Origin of the sequence: Paenibacillus sp. 1_12, from assembly GCF_900114475.1 — a bacterium.
Taxonomy (GTDB): Bacteria; Bacillota; Bacilli; order Paenibacillales; family NBRC-103111; genus Paenibacillus_S.
Genome location: NZ_FOTE01000005.1, coordinates 320,623 through 344,280, shown reverse-complemented (window position 1 = coordinate 344,280; position 23,658 = coordinate 320,623). Strand labels below are relative to the sequence as shown.

The 23,658-nt window shown below is 45.1% G+C and carries 22 protein-coding genes and 1 pseudogene; 21 read left to right on the top strand and 2 right to left on the bottom strand.

From position 1 onward, the window contains the following. The first annotated feature begins 39 nt into the window (after window positions 1–39). The 4 genes from BM210_RS14210 to BM210_RS14195 all read left to right on the top strand — a co-directional run bounded on the left by BM210_RS14210 (window position 40) and on the right by BM210_RS14195 (window position 4,714). Window positions 40–963, top strand: coding sequence for a glycine betaine ABC transporter substrate-binding protein (locus BM210_RS14210; protein ID WP_091169188.1), 924 nt, complete (start codon window positions 40–42; stop codon window positions 961–963). Between the two features lie 17 nt (window positions 964–980). Continuing rightward, entirely contained in the window at window positions 981–1,652 is a 672-nt protein-coding gene (locus BM210_RS14205) for an ABC transporter permease (RefSeq protein WP_177237809.1), read from the top strand. A 240-nt stretch (window positions 1,653–1,892) separates the two neighbouring features. Then, the gene (locus tag BM210_RS14200; protein ID WP_091169187.1) at window positions 1,893–2,900 is read left to right on the top strand and encodes a LacI family DNA-binding transcriptional regulator; all 1,008 of its coding nucleotides are present in this window, start codon (window positions 1,893–1,895) and stop codon (window positions 2,898–2,900) included. Window positions 2,901–2,914: 14 nt separating this feature from the next. Further along, complete coding sequence (locus BM210_RS14195) at window positions 2,915–4,714, top strand: L-fucose isomerase (protein ID WP_091169184.1); 1,800 nt, start codon at window positions 2,915–2,917, stop codon at window positions 4,712–4,714. 126 nt (window positions 4,715–4,840) lie between these two features. Here the strand turns inward: BM210_RS14195 and BM210_RS14190 are convergent, their stop codons facing one another. Continuing rightward, window positions 4,841–5,221 carry a hypothetical protein gene (locus tag BM210_RS14190; RefSeq protein WP_091169181.1) on the bottom strand — a complete coding sequence of 127 codons (381 nt, stop codon included), beginning with the start codon at window positions 5,219–5,221 and terminating at the stop codon, window positions 4,841–4,843. 177 nt (window positions 5,222–5,398) lie between these two features. Here BM210_RS14190 and BM210_RS14185 point away from each other — a divergent pair, with 177 nt between their 5' ends. The 6 genes and pseudogenes from BM210_RS14185 to nagZ all read left to right on the top strand — a co-directional run bounded on the left by BM210_RS14185 (window position 5,399) and on the right by nagZ (window position 11,936). Continuing rightward, window positions 5,399–5,872 (top strand): nucleoside deaminase, encoded by a 474-nt coding sequence (locus BM210_RS14185; protein WP_091169179.1) that lies wholly within the window; start codon window positions 5,399–5,401, stop codon window positions 5,870–5,872. Between the two features lie 112 nt (window positions 5,873–5,984). Then, entirely contained in the window at window positions 5,985–7,130 is a 1,146-nt protein-coding gene (locus tag BM210_RS14180) for a metallophosphoesterase (protein ID WP_091169177.1), read from the top strand. A 141-nt stretch (window positions 7,131–7,271) separates the two neighbouring features. Beyond that, window positions 7,272–8,900, top strand: coding sequence for an FMN-binding glutamate synthase family protein (locus BM210_RS14175; protein WP_091169175.1), 1,629 nt, complete (start codon window positions 7,272–7,274; stop codon window positions 8,898–8,900). Between the two features lie 117 nt (window positions 8,901–9,017). After that, on the top strand, window positions 9,018–9,842 hold the full coding sequence (gene speD, locus BM210_RS14170) for an adenosylmethionine decarboxylase (RefSeq protein WP_091169173.1): 825 nt from the start codon (window positions 9,018–9,020) through the stop codon (window positions 9,840–9,842). Window positions 9,843–10,013: 171 nt separating this feature from the next. After that, window positions 10,014–10,438 (top strand): annotated as a pseudogene (locus BM210_RS14165) (MFS transporter); the annotation flags it as partial. A gap of 184 nt (window positions 10,439–10,622) precedes the next feature. Next, window positions 10,623–11,936 carry a beta-N-acetylhexosaminidase gene (gene nagZ, locus BM210_RS14160; protein ID WP_218184929.1) on the top strand — a complete coding sequence of 438 codons (1,314 nt, stop codon included), beginning with the start codon at window positions 10,623–10,625 and terminating at the stop codon, window positions 11,934–11,936. Between the two features lie 217 nt (window positions 11,937–12,153). On the opposite strand, the gene BM210_RS14155 is transcribed toward nagZ, so the two are convergent. Further along, the gene (locus tag BM210_RS14155) at window positions 12,154–12,894 is read right to left on the bottom strand and encodes a hypothetical protein (protein ID WP_091169171.1); all 741 of its coding nucleotides are present in this window, start codon (window positions 12,892–12,894) and stop codon (window positions 12,154–12,156) included. Window positions 12,895–13,145: 251 nt separating this feature from the next. On the opposite strand from BM210_RS14155, the gene BM210_RS14150 reads away from it, so the two are divergent. From BM210_RS14150 to bioD, 11 genes are all read left to right on the top strand, one after another. Beyond that, complete coding sequence (locus BM210_RS14150) at window positions 13,146–14,006, top strand: MurR/RpiR family transcriptional regulator (RefSeq protein WP_091169168.1); 861 nt, start codon at window positions 13,146–13,148, stop codon at window positions 14,004–14,006. 39 nt (window positions 14,007–14,045) lie between these two features. Beyond that, window positions 14,046–14,666: a serine hydrolase domain-containing protein gene (locus BM210_RS14145; protein ID WP_091169165.1), complete on the top strand. Its 621-nt coding sequence runs from the start codon at window positions 14,046–14,048 to the stop codon at window positions 14,664–14,666. Between the two features lie 104 nt (window positions 14,667–14,770). Continuing rightward, window positions 14,771–16,084 carry an ABC transporter substrate-binding protein gene (locus tag BM210_RS14140; RefSeq protein ID WP_091169164.1) on the top strand — a complete coding sequence of 438 codons (1,314 nt, stop codon included), beginning with the start codon at window positions 14,771–14,773 and terminating at the stop codon, window positions 16,082–16,084. A 37-nt stretch (window positions 16,085–16,121) separates the two neighbouring features. Further along, the gene (locus BM210_RS14135) at window positions 16,122–17,075 is read left to right on the top strand and encodes a carbohydrate ABC transporter permease (RefSeq protein WP_091169161.1); all 954 of its coding nucleotides are present in this window, start codon (window positions 16,122–16,124) and stop codon (window positions 17,073–17,075) included. A gap of 55 nt (window positions 17,076–17,130) precedes the next feature. Beyond that, window positions 17,131–17,955, top strand: a complete 825-nt coding sequence (locus tag BM210_RS14130; protein ID WP_091169159.1) for a carbohydrate ABC transporter permease — start codon at window positions 17,131–17,133, stop codon at window positions 17,953–17,955. Next, window positions 17,942–18,745: an N-acetylglucosamine kinase gene (locus BM210_RS14125; RefSeq protein WP_091169157.1), complete on the top strand. Its 804-nt coding sequence runs from the start codon at window positions 17,942–17,944 to the stop codon at window positions 18,743–18,745. Before BM210_RS14130 ends, BM210_RS14125 begins: the two co-directional genes overlap by 14 nt. After that, window positions 18,738–19,655: an N-acetylmuramic acid 6-phosphate etherase gene (gene murQ, locus BM210_RS14120; protein WP_091169154.1), complete on the top strand. Its 918-nt coding sequence runs from the start codon at window positions 18,738–18,740 to the stop codon at window positions 19,653–19,655. Before BM210_RS14125 ends, murQ begins: the two co-directional genes overlap by 8 nt. A 159-nt stretch (window positions 19,656–19,814) precedes the next feature. Then, window positions 19,815–20,255 carry a DUF2935 domain-containing protein gene (locus tag BM210_RS14115; RefSeq protein WP_091169152.1) on the top strand — a complete coding sequence of 147 codons (441 nt, stop codon included), beginning with the start codon at window positions 19,815–19,817 and terminating at the stop codon, window positions 20,253–20,255. A 330-nt stretch (window positions 20,256–20,585) separates the two neighbouring features. After that, window positions 20,586–21,227, top strand: a complete 642-nt coding sequence (locus tag BM210_RS14110) for a DUF2306 domain-containing protein (RefSeq protein ID WP_091169146.1) — start codon at window positions 20,586–20,588, stop codon at window positions 21,225–21,227. Between the two features lie 311 nt (window positions 21,228–21,538). Continuing rightward, a complete protein-coding gene (bioA, locus tag BM210_RS14105) occupies window positions 21,539–22,924 on the top strand; it encodes an adenosylmethionine--8-amino-7-oxononanoate transaminase (RefSeq protein WP_091169145.1) in 1,386 nt (461 codons plus the stop codon). Next, window positions 22,912–23,658 (top strand): dethiobiotin synthase, encoded by a 747-nt coding sequence (gene bioD, locus BM210_RS14100; RefSeq protein WP_091169142.1) that lies wholly within the window; start codon window positions 22,912–22,914, stop codon window positions 23,656–23,658. The genes bioA and bioD overlap by 13 nt, the downstream gene beginning before the upstream one ends.

The window sequence follows — 23,658 nt, the reverse complement described above, 5'->3', positions numbered from 1 at the left end:
TGAGTTACTAATTAAAATTAATGATATGTTGGAGGAATTATGAAGAAAAAAAAGTTATTATTTGCAGTAAGTGTCGCGTTGTTGGGATCGATGATATTGTCAGCATGCAGTGATAAAGGTGGGAGCGGTAAAGCAGGTGCGGTGCCAACATCAATCAATATCGGCACTCAAACTTATACCGAGCCCAAAATTTTAGCAGAAATGTATAAAGCGCTAATTGAACAAAGTACGAAGGTGAAAGTGAAAATTGTACCTGATCTTGCTGCAAGCCCCATTGTCATTAAAGCTATGAAAAACAACGATATTCAAATGGCTACTCTGTATACAGGGGAAATTTTTAACGGACATTTTGATGTCAAAGATACGAAGGACCGCCAAGAGGTATTAAAGCAAGCTCAGGAAGGATTCGACAAAACGTTTGATTTCAAATGGTTTGAGCCTTATGGCTTTGAAAATACGTATGCCTTCACCGTAAGGAAGGAACTTGCTGATCAATACAAGCTCACCGATGTATCCGATTTGAAAGAACTTTCTAAAACGATGAAACTCGGCGTGGATACGACATGGCTTGAAAGAGATAATGATGGTTACCGAGCGTTTACCAAGTTTTACGGCTTTGACTTCGGAGAAAAATTCCCTATGGAAATATCTTTAGTTTACCAAGCGGTTGCCGATAAAAAAGTGGATGTTGTACTTGCCTACACGACCGATCCTGGAATCAAGCAGTTTAATCTGCAGGCATTAAAGGATGACAAACAATTTTTCCCTCCATATGATGCGTCACCAGTCGTTAGAAACGATATCTTAAAGCAGCTTCCCGAATTGAATGATGTCATAACTTCCTTAGCAGGAAGAATTGATGCCCAAACGATGACTGCCTTAAACTATGAGGTTGATGTCAATAAACGGAAGCCCCAAGAGGTCGCTGTTGAATTCTTGAAAAAAATTGGATTGCTGAAATAAGTTGAGGATGTGAGAACATGAATCAAAATGGGAATGGGATCATAGAGCTTCTTCAGTACATGCAGGAGAATGCGACTCTTCTTCTAAGCTTGACCTGGGGTCATATCATGATGGTGATCTGCGGCTTGGGTCTTGCTATGATTGTCGGTATTCCATTGGGCGTTATCTGTGCACGCAATGAAAAGCTGGCAACTATCATATTAGCGTCAGCCAATGTTATTCAAGTCATGCCGAGTCTAGCCTTGTTAGCTTTATTGATGATGTTTCTTGGATTGGGCTTTAAAACGATTGTCGTTGGTTTGTTCTTTTATTCGCTGCTTCCGATCATTCGGAATACGTACGTAGGTTTGAAAGAAGTGGATGCGGGTATTAGCGAAGCTGGCAAGGGATTGGGTATGAGTCCTTGGCAGCTGCTAATGAAGGTTCAGCTCCCGCTTTCACTACCGTTTCTGATGGCCGGTCTCCGTGTGGCTGCTGTTATAGCGATCGGTGTGGCGACTCTTGCTCCTTTATTCGGCGGGGATGGTCTTGGAAGGGAAATCTATTCCGGGCTTAATCTTCGTAACCATTTGAAAATTTATGCAGGAGCTATTCCTGCGGCTATCCTGGCTATATTGGCAGATATATTCCTGGGCAGACTTCAGGAAAAGCTGAAGGACGGCCGTCGCCAAATAAAAGCTCAGCACTAATCACGGTTCACAGGCTTGAACCCTGTCCCTGTATCCGTCTTTCTATAAAATGCTGTAATAGTTGTATTAAATTGAGGTCTCTGAGGCCTCTTTTTTTTGAGTGCATCTTCATGGATTGATAAATTGAAATATAATAATCAGCACTTGACCAGCTTTTAGAAATTAATTATAGTTATATGTAATCGATTACGTAAACGTTTACAGGTGGTTTACTTTAGAAATTCTTCTAGGAGGGCATTTATGGCGAAGGCCACGATCAAGCAAGTAGCCGCAGAGGCAGGGGTATCTACAGCCACCATATCGCGGGTACTGAATAGCAGCGGCTATGTCAGCGATGAGGTCAAGGATCGAGTGATGCTGGCAGTCAGCAAGCTGCATTATCAGCCTAACGCTATTGCGAGAAGCCTGAAGCAGGATAAAAGCTTTACGATTGGCGTGGTGCTGCCGGACATATCGAACCCATTTTTTATGACGATATGCCGAGGTTTGGAGGATGTGGTGCAGGAGTACGGCTACCATCTGATCTTTTGCAGCTCGGATGAGCTGCCGGAGAAGGAAGCGCAGCTGCTTCAACTGATGACCGAGAAAAGAGTTGACGCTGTAGTCCTTGCCTCCGCAGGAGGTAATGAGGAATTGGTTGCACGTATGGCAGCAGCGGGGATTCAGTTCATATTGGTCGATAGAAGCTTGGATATACCCGGACCTGCTGTTGACCTCGTTGCTGAGGATGATGTGAATGGAGCCTACGAGCTGACAAAGCAATTGATAGAGCAAGGGCACTCCGTTATCGGCGTTATTAATGGCTGTATGGGAGTCAGCACGGGCCAAGATCGATTTATTGGCTGCCTGAAAGCTTTTCGTGAAGCGGGCATGGAGCATGAATCCGTATATGATTATGACGGTAAGTTCACGGAGTTGGGCGGTAGAGAGGCTGTGCGGTATTTTTTGCAAATGAAAAGACCGCCTACAGCATTATTGTCCTTCAATAACAAAATGACGTTTGGAGCACTGTTGGAGCTAACTGAAAAAGGTCGTGACATTCCCGGTGATATTGCGATTGCTTCGTATGGGGAGGTGGAAGCAGCGAGACTGCTCAAGCGCTCCGGTATTGTGTATGTGGATCAAAAGCCATATGAATTGGGTGTTAAAGCAGGAAAAACAATCTTGCACCGATTGGAAAAAAATGCGGATAGCACAGAGGCAATTCGTGATATTTTACAACCTGTAATCAAAGTATTGGAATCTTGAGAGGAGCCCTATTGATGAAACATGTAGAAGCAGCCAATCGTTTTAACGGCAGTATGCCGAAAATTGGTATTCGTCCTGTGGTGGATGGTCGGCGCGGCGGTATCCGCGAGTCGCTGGAGGAAGTCACGATGAACATGGCACATGCTGCTGCAGAATTCTTATCGTCTAATTTGCGCCATTCGAATGGTTTGCCAGTGGAATGTGTTGTAGCGGATACGTGTATCGGTGGCGTAGCGGAAGCCGCACGGACGGCCGAGAAATTCGCACGAGCTGGTGTTGGCGTAAGTATCACGGTCACCCCTTCCTGGTGCTACCCGACAGAGACGATCGATACAGACCCGACGATTCCCAAAGCTATCTGGGGGTTTAATGGAACGGAGCGCCCTGGAGCGGTTTATTTGGCTGCCGCGTTGGCTGCGCATAACCAGAAAGGGCTTCCCACCTTCAGTATTTATGGCAAAGACGTGCAGGATATAGGCGATACGACAATGACTCCAGATGTTCAGCAGAAGCTGCTGCAATTTGCCAAAGCGGGCTTGGCTGTAGCAACGATGCGCGGCAAATCGTACTTGTCGATGGGTTCGGTGTCAATGGGGATCGCCGGCTGCATAGCAGACGAGCGCTTTTTCCAAAACTATCTGGGCATGCGCAATGAGTATGTGGATATGACCGAGTTTGTGCGCCGAATGGAACTGGGCATTTACGATAAGGAAGAGTATAAGAGTGCTTTTAAATGGACGAAGGAGAACTGTAAGGAGGGTGGAGATGTCAATCCGCCGGAGCTGACACGGACCCGCGAGCAGAAGGATAAGGACTGGGAAACTGTCGTCAAGATGACGTTGATCGCAAGAGATCTGATGATTGGCAATCCAGTGCTTGACGACATGGGCTATGGTGAAGAAGCACTGGGACGCAATGCGATTGCCGCAGGCTTTCAAGGTCAGCGGGCCTGGACGGATTATTTCCCGAATGGTGATTTCATGGAGGCGATTTTGTCCAGCTCATTCGATTGGAATGGAATTCGGGAGCCTTATGTACTTGCAACGGAAAATGATACGCTGAACGGGATTACCATGCTGTTCGGTCATTTGCTCACGAATGCAGCGCAAATTTTTGCCGATGTTCGCACGTATTGGAGTCCAGATGCGGTGAAGCGTGTAACCGGCAAGGAGCTTGAAGGAAGAACCAAGGATGGCATTATTCATCTGATTAATTCGGGACCTGCGGCACTTGATGGAACAGGCACACAAAGCGTGGAGGGTCAACCGGCAATGAAGCCTTATTGGGATATTACCGAGGATGAGGTACAGTTGTCTTTGGAGGCTACCCAGTGGTGCCCGGCTGTTGACTTCTTCCGTGGAGGGGGATTTTCAACTGACTTCACGACACGGGGTGGGATGCCGGTAACGATGGCCAGAATCAATTTGATTGCGGGACTTGGACCTGTGCTGCAGCTGGCTGAAGGTTACACGGTCGAGCTCCCGGATGATGTTCACGACAAGCTGGATCAACGCAGCAACCCGACTTGGCCGACGACTTGGTTCGTGCCGAACCTGACCGGAACGGGTGCTTTCAAAGATGTATACTCAGTCATGTATAACTGGGGCTCCAATCATGGAGCGGTCAGCTACGGACATATCGGAAGCGATTTGATCACTTTGGCCTCGATGCTGCGTATTCCCGTCAGCATGCACAATGTGGCTGAGGAACATTTATTTCAGCCGAGCGCATGGAATGCCTTCGGCACGAGCGACCGTACGGGTGCCGATTTCCGTGCTTGCGATAACTTTGGACCGTTGTATGGCAAGAAGTAAACAGCAAGCGGACCTTTCTGGAGAAATGCAATAAAGACACGCACTCATTCAAGAAGCCTCGATCCCCAAGTGTTGACGGGGATGGAGGCTCTTTCTTACTTATTGCTTATGAAGCAATCCTTAAGGCTATTGCTTCGACTTTTGTTCCTCGTATCCGGCATGATGGTAGTCAGGACTTAGCAGCCGCGGCAATATGCCCATCTTTTCAATATGACTTTTGGTTTCAGCTGTTCCTATTTCATACAGGTATCGATAAATGTTGAGAATATCTCCATTAAATCGTTCTGTAGAGGGATCGTGGTCAGCAGTTTTGTAAGGGATGGTCGCACGTTTGAACGTTAATTCCTCAGATGTCGCTTGCTTGTCCAATAAATCACGCAGTACGGCAATTTCCTCATCGGTAGCTTCCACGGCAAATTCATGGGTCAGGTTGGCTTTATCCTGCATCGCTTGCTGCTGTTCGATAAGCCCCGTTGCGACGGTCACGTAATAGGTAGATTTGGGCATGTCAATTTCCTCCTGAGTGAAACGATTTATATGTTTTTGTTAACCTTCCTAACTGACAATGAATCAGGGCGGACGGAATCAACAATTTTTTGTAAATGATGCGGATTTGATCTATTATTAATATGATTGGTCGCAGCATGTAAGATGGTTTACTCAATGAGGAGGTTTTCATAGTTGATGAAGGAACAGGAGCAGCGGATGCAGGAGGCGATAGAGCTTGCATTCCAGAACGTGTTAACCGGTCAAGGGGGACCCTTTGGCGCTATCGTCGTGCGTAATGGTGAAATTATCGGAAGAGGCAGCAATCTGGTTACTTTAAATAATGATCCAACAGCTCATGCAGAGGTTCAGGCCATACGCGATGCATGTAAGCATATTGGCAGCTTTCAGTTAACCGGCTGTGAGATTTATACCAGTTGTGAACCTTGCCCGATGTGTATTGGCGCGATATACTGGGCACGGCCTGATGCCGTCTATTATGCCTGTACGAAACAGGATGCCGCTGCTATTGATTTTGATGATCAGTTTATTTATGAACAGCTCGCTTTACCGATGGAGCAGCGCTCTATCGTGATGAAGCAAATGAAGCCAGACCAATACAAGCGGCCTTTTGAGCAGTGGGCAGTGTCTGATATTAAGAAGGAATACTAGAATAATTAAATAAAGCTGATGTATAGAGCTTTAACTGGAAGATGCTGTGCTATTAGAAAACCAGACTTGCGAATTTAGATTTCCTAATGGAAACGATCAGGAGTGTCAGAGGATGAACCCGCGTTTTGCTGTCGTGATTACTATTTTTCTATCTATATTTGCGCTAATCAATTATTATATTGGCTGGCATGCGCAGCTGTTTTTGAGTCATGTATTTCAAATGCAGCATTTTACGGTTTGGTGGACTTGCTATTGGTTGATTGTTTTTTCTTATATGATTGGGCGGTTGGGCGCGCGTTATCTTCCTTATACGCTATCAAGCACGTTGAAGAAGATTGGATCTTACTGGTTCGCTGTGATGTATTTCACGTTTATATGGCTTCCGTTTATCGACTTGGCTGCCGGCGTGATGTGGTTGCTCAATGTTCCGACATCTCTGACTGTGCTTATTCTTGGGAGTTTGTTGTGCATTATTGTGCTGCTGCTCATGGTCCGCGGTTTATGGAACGCTAGCAATCCGATCGTTCGTACCTACGAACTGTCGATTCCCAAAGCAGCAGGTCAGCTTAAAAAGCTAAGGATTGCCGTTGCATCTGATATTCATTTGGGATCGGTTGTGGGGAATAAAAAGCTCCAGAAGTTGGTTGATCAAATCAACGCCTTGAATCCAGATATGATACTGCTGCCAGGTGACATTATCGACGATGATATCAAGCCTTTTATTCGTCACAACATGGGGGCTGTGATGAAGCAGCTGCGTTCTCGGCTCGGGATCTATGCTGTTCTCGGCAACCATGAATACATAGGTGGTCACATTAAAGAATTCACCGAGCAGATGAGCGAAATAGGTATCGATGTTCTGATGGATCGGTCTGTGAAGATTGCCGATAGCTTTTATGTGATTGGACGTAAAGATAAAGCTGCTGAACATGGTGGACCGAACGGCAGGGAGGAGCTGGATGAATTGCTATCCAGTGTAGATAAAACACTGCCTCTGATTCTGATGGATCATCAGCCGCATCGACTCGATAAAGCGGAGGCAGCTGGCGTTGATATTATGCTGTCAGGGCATACCCATCGCGGACAAATGATGCCTAATCATTTAATCACTAGACGTATATTTGAACTGGATTGGGGTTATTTGAAGAAAGGCAATCTGCATGCTATTGTGTCCTCTGGCTTCGGAACCTGGGGTCCGCCTGTTCGCATAGGCAGCAGGTCGGAAGTTATTGAGCTTATTATTCATTTTGAAGGATAACCGCTTTGTTCGCTGGGTCGTAGATCTTGCGGGCAAAGGTTTTTTTGTTGTTTATGAGAACGTTATACTATGATACACTGGCTACAAATATACCTGATTTTGATTAAGGTGTATGACAGGATTAAACGAGGAGGATTGCTTATGCTGAGCACTCTGCTTACTATTATTGCTATCGTAGCTGTTATCATTCTGCTGCTTGTTGCCGCTGTGCTCATTCAGCTGTTTATCATTTCAAGGAGACCCCAGCATTCGATCATTCGCTCTCATCCGGTATTGGGCTGGCTTCGCTACATTTTTGAAAAGCTGGGACCGGAGTTTCGACAGTATTGGTTTGACGATGACTCTAAGGGAAAGCCTTTTTCGCGGTATGATTTTCTCGGTCTTGTATTTGCGTCCAAATATCGAACGGACCTGCTTGGCTTCGGCTCTAAACGTGATTTTGACAAGCCGGGCTATTATATAGCTAATGCTATGTTTCCGCTTCTTGGGGAACAGTTAAAAGTATCCAAGGACGAGGCGGCACCATCCAAAAAGTATAAAATTGAAACAGAAGGCATTTTTAGCCGCAAGGAAAAAATGATTGATGATGAAACACCGCGCTGGATGTATGATGATGAGGACATGATAACTATTGGCCGGAATCGGCGCCATCCATGGCAGCTAAGAGGGATGTTCGGCGCTTCGGCTACTTCTTATGGCGCGATTGGAGAAAACTATATTTTGTCGACAGGTAAAGGAGCAGCACTTGCGGGAGGCTCCTGGATGAATACGGGTGAAGGCGGCGTTATACCTGAGCATGTGGATACGGGGGCTGACATTGTTGCCCAGATCGGACCAGGGATGTTTGGTTATCGTGATGCCACAGGGCAATTTTCGCGACAAGATTTTGCCTTGATTGCCGACATAGCTAATGTTAAAGCATTTGAGCTGAAATTTGCTCAAGGCGCCAAAATCCGTGGAGGACATCTCGAAGGCAGCAAAGTCAATGCCAAAATAGCCTCAATCCGGAAGGTGCCCATAGGTAAAGCGATCAATTCACCGAATCGTTTTCCATTTATTGGTGATGCCGATTCAGCACTTGCTTTCATTAAGGAGCTTCAGGAACTGGGTGGTAAGCCAGTTGGTGTCAAGATCGTAATTGGTCAGCAGGCCGAACTGGAAAAGTTCATGGAAGCGATGATTCGGCTGCGCATCTTTCCGGATTTCGTGACTGTAGACGGCGGAGAGGGCGGCTCGGGCGCTACTTACAAATCGATGGCGGATTCCATGGGGATGCCGCTGATACCTGCACTAATTACTTTTATCGATACAGCTCATAAATTTGGGATCCGTGATCAATTCGCTGTGTTTGCTTCAGGAAAGCTGATTTCCCCGGATAAGGTAGCGATAGCACTGGCTATTGGCGCTGATGCGATCAGCTCGGCCCGAGGGTTTATGATGGCTAATGGCTGTATTATGGCTCTACAATGTCACACAGGCCGCTGTCCTGCAGGTGTAGCCACAACGGACCCTAAGTATCAGGATGCATTGGTGCCGAGCGAGAAGCAGTGGAGGGTGATGAATTATATTATCAGCATGCGCTTTGGTTTGTACTCGCTTGCAGCTGCAGCAGGCATTGACAGTCCCCGGAAATTCACAAGAGAGCATATTCATTTTATAAATGAGCATGGAGCTACTATGAAGCTGAGCGAGCTGTTCCCGCTTCCTGAATGCGCCGAACCGATATCGCAAGGAGGAGCCGCCGCGCAGGGACAACACCGTGTTTCTTGATGCGGAAGCATCAAATTCGTGAAGAATTCGTAAAACCTCTATACGCACACCGGTTTTATGGGTAATATAAATAGATTCAATCTAATACAGACTATAAGAATTGAGGATGTGTTCATCATGACATTAACGCCAGAGCAGCGAATAACCTTACATGGTTTTAATAATTTAACGAAATCTTTAAGCTTTAACATGTATGACGTTTGTTATACGAAAACCAAAGAAGAGCGTGAAGCTTATATAGCCTATATTGATGAACAGTACAATGCAGAGAGATTGACTGGAATTCTGCAAACCGTGACCAATATTATCGGTGCGCATGTACTGAACATTGCCCGTCAAGACTATGATCCGCAAGGAGCCAGCGTAACCATCCTTATCTCGGAGGAGCCAGTTGAAGCGAAGAAGGAATCATTTGATGAATCTCCAGGACCTCTCCCAGAGGCTGTCGTTATGCATTTGAACAAAAGCCATATTACCGTTCATACTTATCCCGAATATCATCCTGATGAAGGGATCAGTACTTTCCGTGCAGATATTGATGTGTCAACCTGTGGTGAAATCTCACCATTGAAGGCGCTGAATTATTTGATTCATTCTTTCGATACCGACATTATGACGATTGATTATCGGGTTCGGGGCTTCACAAGAGATATCCGCGGCAATAAACTGTTTATTGATCATGATATCAGCTCTATTCAAAATTACATTCCGGAAGAAATTATCGATATGTACGATATGATAGATGTGAACGTATATCAGGAAAACATTTTTCACACCAAATGCAAGCTTAAGCAGTTTGATATCAACAACTACTTATTTGGCTATACCAAAGAAAAGCTGGCTCCAGGTGAAGAGAAGAAAATTACAGAGCGGCTGAAAATTGAAATGGACGAAATCTTTTACGGTAAAAATACAAATCGCGGATTAATGCGAATCAATTAGTCATCAGTATCGCAACTACTTATTCAGTTTTTGACCGGCCCAATTAGGTGACCCATAACCTAATTGGGCTATTGGCTTTAACTAAGGAACTTAGCTTTTATTCGATAAGGAACCGGCAGGTGAAATCTCTCTTTGTTCAAACGTATAAGCGGGCTTAATAATACGTATGTCATGCAGCTGGCAACGATTTTTTTGGTTTCATTATTTTTGGAATATCAGAAAATATTAAAGGTCCGGCAATTCCGAGAATCCAATACGACTTTAACATGGATGAAATGCGGCTCGGTTCACTATTGTCTCTTAATGCACTGGGTTATTTGATCGCCTGCTCCTTTACTGCTTATCTGACCCGCAAGCTGGGAATCAAAGCCGTGACTTTAGTAGCTTTCGGATCGATGCTGGTGTCGGGAATCCTCATTATTTTCTCCCGAAGCTATCCTATCTGTTCCTCCTCTTATTTCTTGATTTACATAGGAAATGGTATGCTGGAGATAGGTCTTGCCATACTGAGCTCTACGGTGGCACCTATGATAGCCTCTGGATTGATGTCAGTGAGTCTATATGGGCACGTGTTGGATTGGAGGGGGATATATATTGTATAAGTATCTGAAAGCGCGCAAAGAGCTCATATAAAATTCGTTATCCGGATTATTTTTAATATTTCAAGTTTTGAGAAAGAATAGTAATAAAACGAACGTAAGAAGTGGAACCCTACCTTGTACATTCGCGAACTTACTTACGTAATATTTGCTTTTAATTGACATCATGAGGTGACTAACTGTGACGGAAAGAAAAATATTGTGCAATGTGTTTATTATTCTCTGTTTCCTCGTACTGTGCGGCTGCATGAGCAATAAAAGCCCGGTAGACGCGAGTCCCTCCACTGTCGTTCCCCCTGCACCCGACTCATCTCCAAAGCCAACTCAAACGGATACGCCTTCTGTAGCTGTCCCTCCTCCAGCACCTTCTGCTAGCCAACCAACCAAACAAGAAGACAAAGTTCTTGTACAAATGAAGGACATGTCAGTTCATGAAAAGGTCGGGCAGTTGGTTGTAGTCGGGATGGATGGACTTGCCAATAGTGAACAGACGAAGCAGCTTATAACAGATTACCACGTAGGCGGGTTTATATTTTTTAAGGTGAATTTACAAGATTCAACACAGACGTTAACCTTGTTGAATTCACTAAAAGCAACGAATGAATCGGTGAAAGGCATTCCATTAATGCTTAGTGTAGACGAAGAGGGAGGCAGGGTAACCCGGCTGCCAGATGAATTGAAGAAGCTGCCTGCTAATGCTGTGATCGGCAAAAAGAATAATAGTGAATTTTCGAGGGAAATAGGAAAAACGATAGGGAATGAGTTGAAGGGCTATGGATTTAATACGGATTTTGCACCGGTGCTTGATGTGTTCAGTAATCCAAACAACACGGTAATAGGTGATCGTTCTTTCGGTAACCAAGCCGATCTGGTCAGTCGACTCGGAATTGCCACTATGCAAGGAATTCAGTCAGATCAAGTGGTAGCTGTGGTTAAACATTTTCCCGGTCATGGAGACACAACGGTTGATTCACATCTGGGACTTCCGGTGGTTAATCATGATTTGACCCATCTGCGCCAACTAGAGCTAATTCCCTTCGCAAATGCTATTAACAATGGAGCAGATGCGGTCATGGTGGCTCATCTGCTCATGCCAAAGCTGGACGCAGATCATCCTGCTTCCTTCTCTAAAGCCATCATTTCTGATTTGCTGCGTAAGGAGATGGGGTTTAATGGGGTTGTTTTTACAGATGATTTGACGATGGGGGCTATTACGCAAAATTATGATATTGGACAGGCTGCGGTATCTGCTGTGCTGGCAGGTGGGGATGTCGTACTTGTCGGACATTCGTTCGATCAGCAGGTTAAGGTTATACAAGCTTTGTTGAACGCCTCTTCCAATGGGGTAATCCCCGAGTCTGTATTAAATGCAAGTGTGTATCGGATATTGAAATTGAAAGAGAAATATCATATGAGCAGCTTGAAATCGACTGAGCCTGATATTAAGGGACTCAATGCGAGTATATCTGCGCTATTAGGTAAATATCTGAAGTAATGCCGTTAAGGCAAGTTAATGGCTTGATACATGTTATGCATATAATCATGGTCTATTTGTTAAATCGGCACCTACTTTTGTCACAGTTAAATGACAAGAATAGGTGCCGATTTCTGATAACCATAGCAAGGTTTTTTATGGAAATTATTTACAAGTGGACAAGCGTTCTTGTGAAGAAATTACAGTCTGGATATTCTACAATAGGCATTTTGATGATCTATTCTGGATCTTTTTTGGTGATTTTCGCAGCGTTATTGATTTTGTATTTAACCGGATGTTTATTTAACTTCTTGGCTACCAACTTGGCTTCAAAGCTGAGTTGATCGCCTATTTGCAATTCCAGCTTTTTCAGAGCCATGCTGTGGCTGGACCAAGCCGTATCCAAAGCGGTAGCTTGTCCATCATGCTGAAAGCTTATTTGTTCAAAGATGACGACTTCATCATCGGTGTCGCTAAAAGGATTAGGCACAGAGGCAAATTCAGCTACAGTCGCTTCAACGCTTACTTTTCCATCAGGCAGAGCAATAGGGGCTGCTGGCGGCTTATCGGCCGTTTTCTTTTCTGCTGCTTTTTTTGCTTTAGGCGGTGCAATGGTTTCTGCCGCTGCGTCTGGCGCGATTGGACTTGCAGGCTCAGTCAGAACGGCATTGGCTGTCGAATCTGTTTCATTGGCTTCTGAATCTTCTTCCAGCTTGATTTTGCCAAAATGGGCGTTCTGCATCTCGCGAAGATAAGAAGGATGGATATTATGAAGTTGACCGTCAACCTGGATAACAGCGAATACAAGGTCTGCGTATCCTACGATTTCACAAGGAAGATCGAGGTTTTGACCTTTATATCTGAAGGTTTTTGATTTCGCTGCCTTTTGCGGGAGCAGCCCCCAATCCTTGCAAAATGCCAATGCCTGATCTTCATTATCAAAAGCCGTATATTGCTCGGGATGTGTCCATTGTGGCATGTTTTTTTTCCTCCTATAAGTTCCATAGATCCTGATAGTATTTTACCATTATTGCTTTGAAATGAAAAAGGGTATCGATTTTCGAAAATCAACAGTTTTTTTTCAACCAGATAGCATATATAAACGATATCAGTAATAAAATTTCATAAAAAGTTTTTACAAAATGAAATATTATTTTAGTGTAAAATTGTAAGCTAAGTTTACATCAATCTTTCGATTCAACGAATTAAGGGCAAAGGATAGTGATAGTCATGTTTAATCAGGGTCTAATAAGCATCCGCGAGTCGTTGGATACACTCAAACCTACTGAACGTAAGGTTGCCCTATACATTCTGGAACACCCCGAGATGGTGATGAGTGCTTCGGTGCAAAAGCTGGCCGAACTGGCTGAAGTCAGCGAAGCGACGATCGTGCGCTTGGCGCGTTCCCTCCATATGAAAGGATTTCAGGAGCTGAAGCTGAGAATTGCAGCTGATCTGGCTAAGTCTTCAAACAGTATGGGAACCTCGTATCAGGAGATCCAGATTGACGGTTCGATTTCGTCCTTGATTCAGTCAATGTCACATAACAATATTTTATCGATACAGGATACTTTGGCTGTGCTGTCGGTAGAGGACGTGGAGAAAGCAGTTGAAAGCTTGGATCGTGCGAAGCGGGTATATATTTTTGGAGTCGGAGCCTCAGCCGTTATTGCACAGGATTTTAAGCAAAAGCTTTCCCGTATTAATCGCTGGTGTGAAATGGCATCCGATTTTGACTCTCAGGTAACCTTGGCAGCAAATATGAATGAGCATGATGTCGCCTTTGGAATTTCGTATTCGGGTCAGACGGAGTCGATCATTCAATCCTTGGACATTGCCAAAGAAAGCGGTGCAACCATCATAGCAATGACCAAATTTGGTCATAATCCCGTCTCCGAATTAGCAGATATATGCTTGTTCACAAGCTCGATGGAGCAAAGTATCCGCAGCGGAGCAATGGCATCCAGAATTGTCCAGCTGAACGTTATCGATATTTTGTACGTAGGGATCGCAAGCCGTTCTTACGAAGCAACACTTCAAGCTTTGGAGAATACAAGAAAAGCAGTTAGAGGATCGAAGCGAAATGCTTAACATTGAAAACGAGTACAAAGCTGGGTAGATCTTGGACACATCCCGGATGCAGTATTGGATATTAGTTTGGGCAGTAAGCTGCGCTGGCACAAGGAGTGGGGATCCTACTCGGATGGCACAATCATTCGTGAAATGAAGTATTCGACGATGTTTGACGCAGCCACCCTGACGAAAGTGACCGCAACCTTACCGGCTATCCTGCTTCTCGAGCAGCGTAAGCAGCTTTCCTTGAATGATCCGATAACAAGGTACATTCCTGGTTTTTGCTATGAATTGGTAACGATAAGGCAGCTACTGCAGCATACCTCAGGTCTTCCAGCGGATCTGCCGCTTGTAGACCGATATGAGCAGAGGGATGTCCTTAAGGATATTTTACAGCAAGAGCTGGTTTATGCAGCGGGAACTAAGGTCTTATACAGTGATCTTGGATTTATCCTTCTTGGATGCGTGGTCGAAGAGCTGACTCAACAGCGATTATCGGACTTTGTAAAGCATGAGATTTTCAAGCCGCTTGATATGAAGGATACGACATTTAAACCTGATGCCTCAGAAAGAGCACGGATCGCAGCGACAGAGGCCGATGGAAATGGACTTGGCTGGGAAGTCGGTTCATTACGGCAGAAGCAACCCGATTCGGGAGCTGCGCCCGCGTTTACATGAAGATATTTATTCCTCCTTCATAGAGGATTGAATATAAGTTGACCATCAAAGCGAAAGCTCAAACAATGAGATAGCTTCGCACATACCAAGGAGGAGTCTACAATATGAAACGTACGATGAAACTTTCCGTCATTATGATTGCTGCTTTAACATTCGTGATTACTGGATGTAGCAGCACACCAAGTCAACCCGGGGCAGCAACCCCGACCCCAACACCAGCACCGGCACCAAAGGCAGACAATAAGGTGGAGAAGGTTAAGCTGACGATGGGCAGCTGGAGAACGGAAGACAAGGAAGCCTATGACAAAATCATTAAAGAGTTCCAATCCAAGAACCCGAATATTGAAATTGAGTTCAAGCCAACCAAAAACACCGAATATAATACTTTGCTGAACACAGCTCTTCAAACGGGAAGTGCCCCGGACATTATCCATTTGCGTCCTTATGCACCTGGAATTGCACTTGCAGATGGCGGGTATTTAGAGCCGCTTGATTCTGTTAAAGGGATGGACGTATTCTCCAAAGCAGCGTTGTCAGCGGCAACTGGTAAAGACGGCAAGGTATATGGCGTGCCAACGGTGTTTAGCTCTACGCAAATCTTCTATAATAAGAAGCTGTTCAAGAAATTCAACATTGAAGAGCCTAAGACTTGGGCTGATATGATCAAAGCGGCAGATACGCTGAAGCAGAATAAAGTGGCTCCATTTGCCTTTGGCTCCAAGGAAGGCTGGATTCTTTCACTTACACACGGTGCGCTTGGGCCTGCGATTTATGGCGGAACGGACTACGTGAACAAAGTGACCACAGGTCAAACGAATCTGAAAAGCAAGGAATTTACGGATTCAGTGCAAATGATGCAGGACCTCACTAAATACTTCCCTGAAAATTATGTAGGGCTATCGATGGATGATATGCGGAATCTGTTCGTAACCGAGCAGGCAGGGATGATGGTTATGGGCGACTGGGAAGTAGCGGTCATGCAAAAAATGAATCCGGATCTGGATATGGATCTGTTCGCTGTTCCGAATGCAGCCGCGGGAAAAGGTACGGTTACCACTTGGGTAGATGGATCATTCGGTGTGAATAAGGAATCCAAGGGCAAGAAAGAAGCGATAAAATTCATCGAATTTATGACCTCCAAAGAATTCGGTACATTGGTAGCGAACGAATTGAAAAAACCGAGCACAATTCCAGGTGTTCAATCCAATGATCCGATTGTAACCAAAATTGCTACCTTGGCGAACACGGTTTCAACACCATATATGTTTGTCATCCATTTTAATGGCGGCAATCCGACTTCCAAATCGGTATTCGAGACGCTTTTACAAGGTATGTATTTGGGTAAGGAAACACCGGCTAAGGTTACGGAAGAATTGCAAAAGAGCGTAGACAGCTGGTTCAAACCGGCAGCCAAATAAGTAAACAAATTCAGATTGACAAAGGCGGCGAGGCGAAATGAATGGGATTCATGCACAGGCTCATGAACCAAAGCGCAAGCATAAGATGTTCAACTGGAGTAAAGGGTTCATTCACTTATTCCCAATTCCAGCCCTCGCCGTATATACGTTATTCATCGTATATCCGATTCTCGCAGCGTTCAGTTACAGCTTGTTTGACTGGACTGGATTGAAGAAGGGCGCTTTTATAGGAATTGCAAATTTTACAAAGTTATTTACGACAGAGCCTTTTAAAGGGCTGTTCTGGAATGCATTCGCGCATAATTGGTACTATTTCGCGATGGAGATGATTGTTCAGAATGGGATCGCATTTGTGCTTGCCTATATCATTTTTACAAAGGTTAAGGGAGCCGAATTGTTCAAAATGGCTTATTTTCTGCCGAGATTGCTGTCCGTTATCGTAGTCGGATTTCTATGGAAGCTGATGCTTAATCCGAATTTTGGAGCCATTAATGTCATGTTAAAACAGTTGGGATTAGGCGAGTGGGCAAAGCCTTGGCTGGGAGATCCAGCTACTGCTCTTACCTCCATAATCCTGGTGAACAGCTGGTTCGGGATCGGGTTCTCGATATTGATTTTATTGGCGGGCCTGCAGTCGATTTCCCAGGAGGCTATCGAAGCGGCACGACTGGATGGAGCCAGAGGCTTCCGACTAATTAAATCGATCATTTTTCCGATGATGTCACAGTCGGTCGTTATTGTTACGATTTTTACGTTTGTTCAGGCGTTTGAAGCGTTTGAACTCGTATATGCGATGCAGGGGTCTCAAGGGGAACCATATCATTCCACCGATTTACTGGCTGTATTCTTTTACCGGGTTGCGTTTGGAGGCTCAAGCGGAGATGGAGTCGCAATTGGACTTGGCTCTGCATTGGCAGTCACGTTGTTCTTTATCATTGCAGTATTGTCGGCCCTTTTCATGGCATATGTGAGAAAACGGGATATGGCTTAAGCGGAATGCAATCTATGCTGTGCTCTCATACATTCATGAAAGGTGAGGAGATTTGATGAAAGAACACAAAGGATTACGTATTGGACACTATGCGATAGCCATACTGTTTACGGTTGTCAGTCTGTATCCGATCTTTCTGATGCTGCTGTCTTCGTTCAAAACGAACATTGAAATTTTTAAAAACCCGATGGCTTTCCCGAAGATTTGGACCTTTAATGCATATCGAAAATTACTGGATCAATTGCCTTATTTCGATTATTTTTGGAACAGTGTATTTGTAAGTGTTACTTCTGTAGCGCTGATTCTCATATCGGGGGCATTGGTGTCGTTTTATATTGCAAGATTTAATTTCAAGTGGAACCCTGCGTTATTTTTCTTTTTCTTGCTTGGGATGATGATTCCGGTAAAGCTTGGTATTGTTCCCTTGTTTATATTGATGAAAACGCTCGGGTTGATGAACACAAGCTTTTCCCTCATCTTCGTATATACGGCGATTGGCATTCCGATGTCCGTACTGATTCTGGTTGGTTTTTTCAGAACCTTGCCGAAGGAACTGGAGGAATCGGGGAAGATCGATGGCTGTTCCGATTTGGGGATTCTGGTGAAAATTATTGCTCCATTGATGCGGCCCGCGCTCGGTACGGTCATGATTATGAACTTTATTACGGTGTGGAATGATTTCTTCTTTCCTTTAATTTTTATTCAGGATGAGGTTAAAAAGACAATCCCCGTCGGTATGCTTACCCTGTTCAGTGAATATTCGACCGATTGGAGCGTACTGTTCGCCGGGCTGACGTTGTCCTCCCTCCCGATGATTATTTTATTCGCTGTAGCTTCCAAACAATTTATGGAAGGGATGACTGCCGGTGCCGTCAAGTAAAGAAATCAGGTTTATTGGAATTGACGGCGGCGGTACGAAAACAGCCTGTATGATTGGTGATGGCTTAGGCAATGTTCTGGCCGTATGCTATGGGGCATCCAGCAGTATCAAGTCCAACTCCAGGGAAGCGGTACAGGAAGTATTGCTGTCATTGATTCAACAAGTATTGGAATTGTCCGACAGTAGTGTGACACAGCTAAAAGGTGTTTTTCTTGGCTTGGCAGGGTCAGATCGACCAGAAGATAAAGTGCAAATTCTTTCATTGTTCGAAGGAAAGCTGCCGGCTTCGGTTGTGATCACAGTGCACAATGATGCGATTACTGCGTTATCTGCCGGTACATGGGGAGAAGCGGGGATTGTGTTGATCTCGGGAACGGGTTCCATAGCATACGGCTTTGTACCTGAAGCCTCTGTCCATGTTCGTGTCGGGGGTTGGGGATACTTGTTAGGTGACGAAGTCGCTCTAAAGATAGCTGAAAAGGCAGTCGGGGATTTAGCACAAATCGCAATAACCGCCCAAAAAAAGCTGCAGCAATTACATTCTGGTCAGCATCTGTCGGACCTGCCGTTGTTGCTTAGCGGAGGGTTGTTCTCGGATAGATGGTTTCAAATCTTGTTCGAATCGCAGGATCTGATACAGACAAGCAGGCTAAAGGTAAGTAAGCTTGAGGTATCGCCTGTAACAGGCTGTTATGTGCTTGCACTTAAACAAGCGGGAATTGCAATAACGGATTCAATGAAAATAAAAATTCGTGTGTGGGAGACAAGGAGGAAATTACAAGTTGAATAACATCGAGAGTCAATCCATTACGGAACAAAGAAATGAGAAGACCGGCCAGTTGGATAAAATGAATGTGCTGGATATTATTCAAATCATGAATGCTGAAGATCAGACTGTTGCACTTTCCGTACAGCAAGCACTCCCGCAAATCGGGAAGGCTATTGAAGCTATTGTCGAAGTGATGAACAAAGGCGGCAGGTTGTTTTATATAGGAGCAGGAACAAGCGGGAGACTCGGCATCCTTGATGCTTCGGAATGTCCACCTACATTTGGCGTTAACCGTGAGCTGGTCACAGGGATCATCGCTGGCGGGCCAGCTGCAATTATGACCGCTATCGAAAATGCGGAGGATGATGCCGAAGCAGGTGCGAGGGAAATCGAAGCCTGCCTGACAGTAGACGATGCATTGGTAGGTATAGCTGCGAGTGGTAACACCCCTTTTGTTATCGGGGCGATTCATCGCGCTCGGGCGATGGGTGCATGTACGGCCAGCATATCCTGCAATAACAATGCACAGTTGAGTGCAGCGGCTGAGTATGCGATAGAAGTGCCGGTTGGCCCTGAGGTCGTTACCGGATCGACACGACTTAAGGCTGGCACCGCAACGAAGTTAGTGCTCAATATGATCACGACAACAGTGATGATCAAGCTCGGCAAAGTATACGGGAACTTGATGGTCAATGTTCAGGCGACGAACGAAAAGCTGCGCGATCGTGTCATACGGATTGTCGGTGAAGCGACCGGTGTTGATCACGAGAAGGCTGCTGCGTATACTCAGCAGGCAGATGGAGAAGCACGAGTAGCTATTTTGATGATCAAGTTTGCAGTCGATGCGAATAGGGCTTTGGCCGTATTGGAGCAGTGCAACGGTCATTTTGGAGACGCGGTTCGTATTTTGGAACAAGAAAACCTGGCATAACATCACACCTACCCTATACATAGGAGGGATACCGGATTCATATTCGGTATCCCTCCTTTTGTATGGGAAAATAGGTTTCAGCTTGGATCAAGACATATATCCTCCTTATTCACAATAGAATACATCTATGAAATGATGAGTAAACGGAGGTATTTATGGATGCGTTTTGATTACGGGGATAGAATGCCACTGCGAATTCTCGACGAAGGAGAATTTTGGAAGTTGCAGGAAACCGAACATACGGATGTGATTCGAGCCTTAGTACCCAATTTGGAGCAGCCGTATGTGGAAGCATTGCAAGCATGGGAACAAGCGCTTGCACGAACACAAGCGATGTTTGTTCGTTATATTGAATGGGTTGGGCGCATGGAGAATAAAGTAAGCGATGAAGTTTACAAACAAATTATGGAGTTGGTTTTATTTGCAAGGAGACAGAGTGAGCAGTTTATTCAATTATTAAATCAATTGGGTACTGATAGCACAGCTTTGAAAAGCAACCCTACTGCAATAACTGTATTAAATCACATCCGCCGCGAATCGGAATATTTTATTGGCATCGCCCAAGCGGTGCTCTACGAGGTTGAGGTGCCAACACAATAGAATACGAATGTGGAGCCTGCTTTGCGTTACTGAGGCTCTTTTTTTTGATTTTTACGATGTTCGTTGTTACATTAGAGCAGGGAAATGCCAGGGTTTATAGAAAATATATTATAGGAATTTACATACATAACTGGATGCATAATAACCTTTATTGGTATCTAATTAGGAGGCTCGTTGAAGCCGCATAATTGGTTACCTATACAGTAATCTTTAAAATTAATAGCATAGAACACTTCAATTTCAAATCATTCTATGTTCAACGACCCAAATTGGGAGTGGCTTCGCTATATGCTCTCCCGATGCTTAATTAAGAGAAGAGAGGTACTAGCTATGGGGGAAAAAGTCATTCGCGCACTCGTTTTTGTTTTGTCATTTGCAATTGCGGGATATGCCATTGTTCAGTATGGAGTATTTGCTGCTCATCACACTGGACTTGTTGGTTTCAAACTGCAAAAGCCGGATTTTCACCTCACTCCATGGTTGTATGTACTGTATGCCCATATAGTGACGGCCACGTTAGCCCTTATCATAGGACCATTTCAAATTTTTATGAAACAATCAAAGGCAAGGGTACGTCAGCACAGATTGCTGGGTTATGTATATGTTGTTTCGATAACAGTCAGTGGAATTGTGAACCTATACTTAACTCTTTTTGCGACAGGAGGTTGGATCGCAGGTCTTGGATTTTTCGTGTTGGATGTACTTTGGGTGGCAACCACTTGGATGGCCCTACGCAAGATTAGGGTCAAAAACATACAGGCACATAAAGCATGGATGCTTCGCAGCTACGCACTCACTTTTGCAGCGGTTACACTCCGAATTTGGCTCGGTCCGGTTACAATGCTTTTTGGCGATTTCGAGCAAGCATATCGGGTTATAGCGTGGCTTTGCTGGGTTCCAAATCTGCTTGTCATCGAAGCCATGATTCGTGCCAAAGCTGCTAAAAAGAAGCCGCCTGCGGCTTCAATATAGCTATTGAAATCATTTACAGGGTTTCATACATGAGCTCATCGTGAAGAGAAATAAATGCCATTCTTTCTAAGCTGTTCTTGGGGAGATGGCATTTTTTAGTTTTTATATTAGTAATAATTACATTCTGTGATCAAATGTTTATAACTGATATTGCTGTATGGAAAAGATATTTCATCCGAAATGAGGGTGGTGGTCTTCAATCAAGAAAATTGAATTTCCTTTACAAGTACATCCTCGTCTGCTAAAATAGGCAGCACTCTATTGTTAACCTATTTTAATATATTTTGGTTGACAATAGAAGTGATAAACGGATGGTGGTTTTTTTAGTGACAACATATTTCGAACAGCTTGCTGCTATCGATAAGGCTCATTTATGGCATCCTTTTACTCAGATGAAAGACTACAATAACTCTGGCCCGCTCATTATTGAGCGCAGCGAAGGGATCATGCTGTTTGACGTTCATGGACGAGCTTATTATGACGGCTTCTCCTCGGTTTGGCTTAATGTACACGGACATAACGTTCCTGAGCTGAATCAGGCTATCACGGACCAGTTAGGGCGTGTTGCGCACTCTACCCTGCTTGGAATGGCTAATGTACCTGCAATCGAGCTTGCAGAAAAGCTGGTGGAGATCGCCCCACAAGGATTAACAAAAGTGTTTTATTCGGATTCTGGAGCAACCGGTGTTGAAATTGCGATCAAAATGGCATTTCAATATTGGCATAACCGGGGGATAAGGGGGAAAACGAAGTTTATAACCATGAATCAGGCGTATCACGGAGATACAATTGGCGCGGTGAGTGTTGGTGCCATTCCGCTCTACCATGACGTGTTTCGCCCGATGCTGTTTCCATCTCATGTTATTCCATATCCGTACGCTTATCGCCATGAAGGTGGTGAGGCGGAGGCCATGGAAGCTACGTTAGCCGCACTCCGTAATTTGCTCGAAACGCAAGCAGATCAGCTTGCAGCTCTCATTGTGGAGCCGATTGTGCAAGGGGCTGGCGGCATTATTGTTATGCCGTCGGGCTGCTTACGAGAAATGGCTGCGTTATGCCGCAAGCATAACGTCTTGCTTATCGCTGACGAGGTGGCTACCGGTTTTGGTCGGACTGGCGCAATGTTCGCCTGTGATCTTGAAGACGTTTCACCTGATTTGATGGTCATTGGAAAAGGTCTTACGGGCGGTTATTTGCCTGTGGCAGCGACGCTTGCGACTGATGAGATCTACGACGCGTTTTATGCTGATTATGAGGAACAAAAAACATTTTTCCACGGTCATTCCTTCACAGGAAATCCGCTGGGCTGTGCCGTTGCTTTGGCCAGCCTGAAGCTGTTTGCAGAGCGAAACATAGTTGAAGGCGTAAAAGCTAAGGCATCATTTGTAGAACAAAAGCTCGCAGCGCTTAAAGCTCGTCCGCATGTTGGTGATATTCGGCAAAAGGGACTGATGATTGGAATCGAGCTCGTTCGTAATAAAACTTCACGCGAGCCGTATGATTGGGAGGAACGAATCGGTGTTCGTACGAGTTTGCGGGCCAGAGAACTTGGAATGCTGACGAGACCGCTCGGCAATGTAATCGTCTTTATCCCTCCACTAGTCAGCACAGAAGCAGAATTGGATGAAATGACGCATATTTTGTCAGAATCGATAATTAGCATCACCGAAGGTGGCTCAGTTACATGTCCAAAGTGAACGCTGCATCTATACGTGGATTATTTATAACTGGAACGGACACTGGGATTGGCAAGACGATTATAACGGCAGCGATTACCGCTATGCTACGCGCCGAAGGGCTCAATGTTGGTGTCTGGAAGCCGGTTCAAACCGGCGTATTACTTGGCAGCGGAATTACCGATGCTGAACGGCTGCTGAAAAGCACAGGAATTCATGAAAGACCCGAGGCGGTGGCACCATTTACATTTGAAGCTCCGCTTACACCACTGCTTGCCGCCAAGCAGGCAGGTGTCACGCTTACGCTGGATAAGTTGATCGCTGCAGGTATACCGCTTATTCAACGGTACGAAGCGCTGCTCATCGAAGGTGCAGGAGGCGTCGCTGTTCCTTTAACCGATACCGCGCTAGTAGCAGACTTGATTGCGGAGCTTCGTATCCCTGCACTGATTGTAGCCCGTTCCGGCCTGGGTACGATTAACCACACCCTTCTGACGGTGACTTTCCTGAGGAATCTAGGAGTTCCGATTGTAGGCATCATCATGAATGACGGCGAATTATGTGAGCTGCATGATGATCCAAGCGTTGCTGCGAATGCGGAACTCATCGAACAATATAGCGGTCTTAAGGTCCTCGGTCGATTCCCCCGGTTGCATGCCGAAGCGAATTCAGAAACGCTGATACATACCATACGAAAAACAATACAATTCGCGCCAATCAGACAGGCGTTAGCAGTTCAACTTATGGAAGGATGA